Annotated in this window: 4 protein-coding genes; 3 read left to right on the plus strand and 1 reads right to left on the minus strand. The window is 40.2% G+C overall.

What is annotated here, in order from left to right; all coding sequences use genetic code 11:
• Positions 1-69: 69 nt before the first annotated feature.
• A complete protein-coding gene (locus tag V7K15_RS11250; RefSeq protein ID WP_334905582.1) occupies positions 70-1431 on the plus strand; it encodes a recombinase family protein in 1362 nt (453 codons plus the stop codon).
• Between the two features lie 384 nt (positions 1432-1815).
• Here the strand turns inward: V7K15_RS11250 and V7K15_RS11255 are convergent, their stop codons facing one another.
• On the minus strand, positions 1816-2997 hold the full coding sequence (locus tag V7K15_RS11255) for a hypothetical protein (protein ID WP_334905583.1): 1182 nt from the start codon (positions 2995-2997) through the stop codon (positions 1816-1818).
• A gap of 731 nt (positions 2998-3728) precedes the next feature.
• Between V7K15_RS11255 and V7K15_RS11260 the strand changes: the two genes are divergently transcribed.
• On the plus strand, positions 3729-5348 hold the full coding sequence (locus V7K15_RS11260; protein WP_334905584.1) for an ArnT family glycosyltransferase: 1620 nt from the start codon (positions 3729-3731) through the stop codon (positions 5346-5348).
• 1403 nt (positions 5349-6751) lie between these two features.
• On the plus strand, positions 6752-7068 hold a 317-nt coding region (locus tag V7K15_RS11265), incomplete at its 3' end, for an AAA family ATPase (protein WP_334905585.1).

Here is a 7068-nt window from a genome sequence, read left to right on the forward strand (position 1 = left end):
GAGAAATGGCGCGTTACACGCACGTTTTCGCATGGTCATCTCACAAAATCGCATTGTTTCCAATGACAAATGAAAATCATTGCCTACTCTTACACCGATCCGCTACTGGAATCTTCTCCCGATCAAGCCGATTGGGGATGGGAGATTGATCGGGTTTATGAAGATTTGGGCAAGCGAGAGTCCTTCCCTCCGAGACGCTGCGCGAATGGACACGCAGCGCGAGAGTCCTTTGGACACGCTGCGCGAACGCAATTACAACAATTATTCACAGATTGCCAAACTGAAAGGGCAGATTATCTCCTGATTCGGCGGTTGGAAGAATTAGGGGATACTGTAGAGGAAATTAGCGATCGCCTGCATCAACTCGAAGCAATGGGAGTGGCGATAATTGCTACTGAACAGCCCTACACTTCCGAAAATTACCCTCTGGGCGCTGACTTGCTGAATTTGCTACACGCAATCCAACGTCAGCAACGTAGTCGTTGCATCCGTCAAGGACACGCCCGTAATCGTCTCAATCTTGCACCGCCACCCGGCAAAGTTCCCTACGGCTATCGCCGAGGTAAGGGAAAATATACTATAGACCGCAGTACTTCACCAGTAGTAAAAGATTTTTTTGAACACTTTTTACTCTATGGTTCCCTGCGGGGTTCAGTTCGTTACTTGGTGAAAAAATACGGCAAAAAAATCTCTGTAACCACAGGAAGACGCTGGCTGACTAATCAAGTTTATCGGGGGAATACAGCTTACCAAAATGGTGAAATTATCTCTAATACCCATATTCCAATAATTTCTAAAGAAGAAGCAGCCCAAGTTGACCGACTTTTACGCCGTAACAGCCGTTTACCATCCCGAACTGCTAGTGCTAGGCGTTCTTTAGCGGGGTTGGTTGTCTGTGCTGAGTGTCAGTCACACATGACAGTTACCCGTGTCACCCAACGCAATCAAGATCAGGAGTATCTTTATTTACGTTCTACTAGCTGTCCCCAACGCCCCAAGTGTAAGGCTATTCCCTACCAAGAGGTTTTAGAACATACAATTGAAACGGTTTGCCGTGACTTACCCTTAGCTGTAGCAGAGGTGAATTTTCCTCAGTTGGATGCAGTCAAGAATAGTTTAGGACAAGCGATCGCACGTCAGCAAGAAATACTTGCTCAGTTACCCGCTTTAATTGAAACTGGAATTTTAGATGCCGAAACAGCAAAGTTAAGGGCTTACAAACTCCGCACAGAAATTTCTGCACTCGAAGCAAAGTTGGCGACTCTTCCCCCAGTTAACTTGCGTTCTGTTGCTCAAGCTGTTTCTATACCACAATTTTGGTTAGATTTGTCGGAAACAGAGCGACGATTTTACTTTCGAGAATTCATCAAGCAAATTGAGATTATTCTTCAGAATAAAGAATTAAAACTCCGGGTTATTTTTATTTTCTAAGAGGCACAGCAATGGTCATTGGTATGAACTTAAGCTAAAATCTGCTGACTGTATGAGTTTTGCCCTCACCCCCAGCCCCTCTCCCATATTGGGAGAGGGGAGAAAATTCTCCAGTTCCCCTTCTCCCATATTGGGAGAAGGGGTTAGGGGATGAGGGCTTCCACCTTAAGTTGACACCAATGAGCAATGTTCCCTACGACAGATGTCAATACGGTTCGGTTAAGCTGCATAGGCACTTATTGATCCCCCTTAGTCCCCCTTAAAAAGAGGGGGAAATAGAGCCATTATTAGCCCCCCTTTTTAAGGGGGGTTGGGGGGATCAAGTCTTATCCGAACCGTATTGCGACAGATGTGATTCAAATAAATGAAAACTGTTGTAAAACGCTATTTCTGAGACGGTTGATCCTTAGTATACGCAACAGGTTTTGGCCCGGCATTCCGCACATTGATAACTTTATTAAGGATATCAAACCAAAAAGGCGCACCCATAGCAATAGCTAAACCACTAAGTATCCAACCGCAAATTAATCTAAAACCCTGCCAAATTGTGATTAATAAGACGTTTCCGCGATTCGAGTCTCTAGTATCTAATAGCTCAAGCTGTTGATTAATATTTTGCCATCCAATGGGTATAGAAGCATTTCCTAATAGTTTCTCAATTTCCCTTCTGGCTTCTGGATCTTTGATATAATCGGTTCGTTGAGTTGCACTTTGAGTAATTGTAGAGCGGATAACCGAATCCTGTGACAGTCTTTGAATGAGATGAAATGTATCAGTATTGGTTAATATGGCAATTGATATTCCAATTAGAATAGCAACTCCTTTGGCATTACGCTTATAAACACCACTGGTTCGATCCATAGAGCGATCAAACCATGTTTCAACCTCATTTTTAAATTGATTTATTTCTTCTGTAAGGTCGCCAATCTTTATCCTACCACGTTGAGCGAGTACAGCAAGACTCTTGATTAAATTATCAGGTACATCATCAGGTAACTCTTGATTAACAAAATCTCTAAACTTCTGGTCAATATCTCCATAAATTGTTTGAATTGTTTTGTAACTTTCACTATTCTGATCATTAACACCTATTTTAAGTTCTTTGTAAGATGCTAATATCATGTGCAAATTTGTTTGAGAGTCTTCACTCGGATGTTTCACATAATTAACTAACTGGGGAATTTTTAAGGTATCTAATAAAGTAATTGCAAATGTTTCAGAAGGAAGATAGGAAGGTCCACTTTGTTTTTTTCCTAGTGCTTTTTTGTTACTGCTTTTAGGATTTTCCCGGAACTGCCTTTCTATTTTATCCTTTGCTTGTTGATTCAAGCTATTAATCAAAGGATCGTTATAAAGTTTCTGTACCAAATTTCTGGCATTAGTAATATCTGATTTTTCAGTTTCGCTACCACCTGCTAAAAGCAATTCAATTGAATTTTTTAAATGTTTAGCTCTCCATTGTAAACATGTGGTAATCAATTCTTGAATTTCGGAAGCTAATAAGCTCAAAATCAAGTAAATAAAAACTGAGCCGATAGTAATATCCACAACTACAGGTAAAGTCATTGACAAGCTCCTATAATTTGAGAGTTGTATAATAAATGCTTTGACAAAATTGTATAACACAGATATTTAAATTAAATAATCGCTTAATTAAATTTAAAATCCCCAAATTTGCTCAGATCGCTTAAAATCTTGTATTTAGTCATCTTGAGAGGACTTTAGCTATCAGAGAGGAAATTTCTTCTCAGGCGGGATGGGAAGGAAGCGGAAGATTTAAAAGATGTTGGTAATTATTATTCAAAAAGATTACAACTGATTCCTTTAAATGTTCAGCACACCATTGAAACCCTGTAGGAATTATTTACTAATTTTCTAAATTAAGCTATAGCAGTCCTAAATCATTTGTAAAAATAAATTAACCGCAGAGGCGCAGAGAACACAGAGACAGGAATCGGAGATTTTCACGACTCATTTAGGATTGCTATAGCTTTAAACTAAGTAGATAAAAAGCAACCTAAGCATCAAGTTAAAAATAAAATACAGGTTCTTTCACGGACGACTCAACAGGTAATAAATAATTTATTGCCTGTATTATTTTTATCATTTATCCGCTTGAATATTCTTTAACTAAGTAAGATAAATTTTTCAAAAAATAGCGCCAATTAGAGAAAGTTGAGTTAATCTTGGAAACTAGCAATTGTTAATAACATACGTTGTTACTGGGTGGCAACATGGGAGATTCGCTAGATGTCTCTATGTAATCAAACCAGCAAGTAAAATGATTACCAGAGAATATGCAAGAAGGAAGCTTTATTTGGAGTCATCTAGAAAAACAGGATCGCACGGTTGGCAAATGGATTGATTCGGTATGGCTAATAGTATTGCTGTTGGCAGCAGTTTTACTGTTTAGCATCAATCTGGGAGGATTGCCCCTGCGAGATTGGGATGAAGGTACTGTGGCACAGGTTGCGCGTGAAATTTGGCATGCACCAGCAGGTTCAATGCATTGGCTTTACCCAACGCTAGGAGGCGAACCATATCATGACAAGCCGCCTTTGATGCATTTGCTAATTGCTTGGGCTTATTCTTTAGGAGGCGAAAATGAGTTGACAACTCGTCTACCTGGAGCAATTTTAACAGCAACATCTGTACCTTTACTGTATTGCATTGCTCGTGAGATATTTCGCCAGCGTTGGGCTGCTATTTATAGCGCCTTGATTTACCTAACAATGTTACCCGTGGTGCGTCATGGGCGGTTAGCAATGTTGGATGGGGCGATGGTAAGTTTTTTGATGGTGATGATGTTGTGCGTGTTGCGATCGCGCCGAGATTTACGTTATTGTCTTGGTGTTGGCGTTAGTTTTGGGTTGATTTGCCTAACTCAAGGACTGCTAGGTGTATTATTAGGTGCGATCGCACTCATATTTCTCTTTTGGGATACGCCACGACTACTCACCTGTTACTATCTGTGGATAGCAATCTTAATTGGCATTCTCCCCGTAGCCGGTTGGTATGGTGCCCAACTAATTCACTATGGTTACACTTTCGCTCAAATTAGCCTTGCAAACTCATCAGCAAGCGGAATTGGCGCTGTTGTAGAGGGGAATTCTCAACCACCTTGGTACTATGTAATTGAACTTCTCAAGTTCACATGGCCGTGGTTATTATTCTTACCGCAAACTATCCGTTTAACTTGGGAAAATCGCAACCTTAGTTGGGCAAAACTAGTAATGGCGTGGAGTGGTGTTTACCTGCTGGTAATTTCCTTCATGATTACCAAAGTTCCCTGGTATCTATTCCCGATTTACCCTAGTTTAGCCTTAGCTTTTGGTATCCAGTTATCAGAAACGGAAAATTCACCTTTACTCTCATCTTATCCCCGTGCTTGGGTTGCTGGTTTGGCGATACTTGCAGTAGTCGCTTCTGCTGGGAGTATTTATTTCAGTTGGGGTACAACATCGAAAATAGACTTACAACTAATTTTTGCCGCAGTAGCTTTAACTATGACCTTAGCAGCTATTTTAGCAGAACGAGGCGACGGGCAATTTCTGAAGATTTTGTTTTGGGGAAGTTATATTTCGCTGCTGCTGTTAATGAAATCTAACTACTGGGTTTGGGAATTATCAGAAGCCTATCCAGTTAAACCAGTCGCCGCAATGATTGTGCGGGCAAATCCAGCTACGAGGAAGATTTACACATCTTTTCCCTATCATCGTCCCTCGTTGGATTATTATAGCGATCGCACGATCATTCCGGCTTCTGTTGGTGAACTGCAATATTATTGGCACTACAACGGACAACCTTACTTTCTACTTCATGCATCTGCTTTCAACAATCTTCAATTAGACTCAATGAAGCTAGTTGATCAAGCTGAAGGCTGGAAGTTAGTTACAAAAGATACTAATCGATTGTAAATGTAATGTGGGGCATTGGGCACTTGTACTGAGCGAAGTCGAAGTATTGGGCATTGCTTTCTCCCACACCCTAATCTTGCCTCTAATTACCTCTAAGTTTCACAACCCTTAATTTACCTCATACCTCGTTCCCAGTCTCCGACTGGGAATGCCTATTTTGAGTCTCCGCCTCTAATTACCTCTAATGATTTTAAAAAATTTCTGAGTGCAAAAATCAGAAATTATGTTTTCGTTGCCAAACATTAGTTTTAAATACTTTTATAAAATACCCAAAAGTATCTAGCTGCACATATTGGCTATGATCAATAATTTCACTAACTGGCAACTTTTGAGCGTGTAACTTATGACTATTAAAGATCCTAAGGATAATCTTCTGGCGAGGAGATAAATAATTAGAGATTCGGCAAATAAATTAGTGAGATGTATGTTATGGTTTTTATAGGAATCAAAAAAGTAAAAGCACAAAAAGACTTCAAGACAAGTTTGAGGCAAACTCAATAAAGTTTTTTTGCTCTGGTAAGTCCACTTCAATTCGCTACATCTGTTTGCAACGAAAATCTAAAACTAGATTGAGTAGGATAGTAGCCTTTGTAACAACTTGAAGTCAATCAAAATTTATCTGGGTATGAGCCAATAAGAGTTGGCTAACCTAGCTAGAGCATTATCCGCCAAAGGTAATTACTCTTGGAGTCTGGGAAGAAAGACTCTTAGTACAGCCTGACAAATCCATAAAAATCGAGAATATTTACTAACTTAGTCTAAGCGGGAGCAAACATTTTCAACCGCGAACTAAGTTGAAGCACTTGCTGACTTTTGGAACAAAAACTCCAAGCAGAATGGTGTCGTTCCCCAATTTTAAGGAATTTAACCATCCTGTCAAAAGTCACCAAGATATTATCTAAACCAGAGTGTTACGGGTTGCGTGTGCAAGTATTATCGCACTGCACCTGTAGCTACCACTTTTGGGCTGGAATTTATCATGCTGCATTAATCACGAAACGAGAAGCGCTATAGATGTTCTTGGCGACTTGATATCTGCAAAATCAGAAAAGTTATAGCGACCATTTAAGAGTGGATTGCAATGCAAGTTGGTTGTGTGGTTAAAGGGATAAATCTGCGTTGATTTTAATTCCTGCTATAACCACTCTTGAGGATTGAGCAACCATTTGGATTCTGTTACAACAACTGATAATGTTGAAATCAAAGTTTTAAAGGCTTCGTTATTAGGAGATAGAGATTTTTTTATCCCTAAAGCCATCGTTTCGTGGGTAAATATGTTCTGATTTTAACTTTTTTTGCCAGGGTGCAATCGCCAACAGACTCTACTTCCCTAAAACGCCAAGGGTAAACAACTACCATCAAGCTTCAGATTCATCAATAAATCATTGTAGGAAAACACAACCATGACTGACCCAAAGATTAGACAAATAGCTTTCTATGGTAAAGGCGGTATTGGTAAATCTACCACCTCTCAAAACACCCTAGCAGCAATGGCTGAAATGGGTCAGCGCATTCTGATTGTCGGTTGCGACCCTAAAGCTGACTCTACCCGTTTGATGTTACACAGTAAAGCACAAACAAGCGTTCTTCAATTAGCTGCTGAACGCGGTGCTGTAGAAGATATTGAACTCCATGAAGTAATGCTGACCGGCTTCCGGGACGTTCGTTGCGTAGAATCTGGTGGTCCAGAACCCGGTGTAGGTTGTGCTGGTCGTGGTAT

The sequence above is a fragment of the Nostoc sp. genome (assembly GCF_036919815.1).
GTDB lineage: Bacteria > Cyanobacteriota > Cyanobacteriia > Cyanobacteriales > Nostocaceae > Nostoc.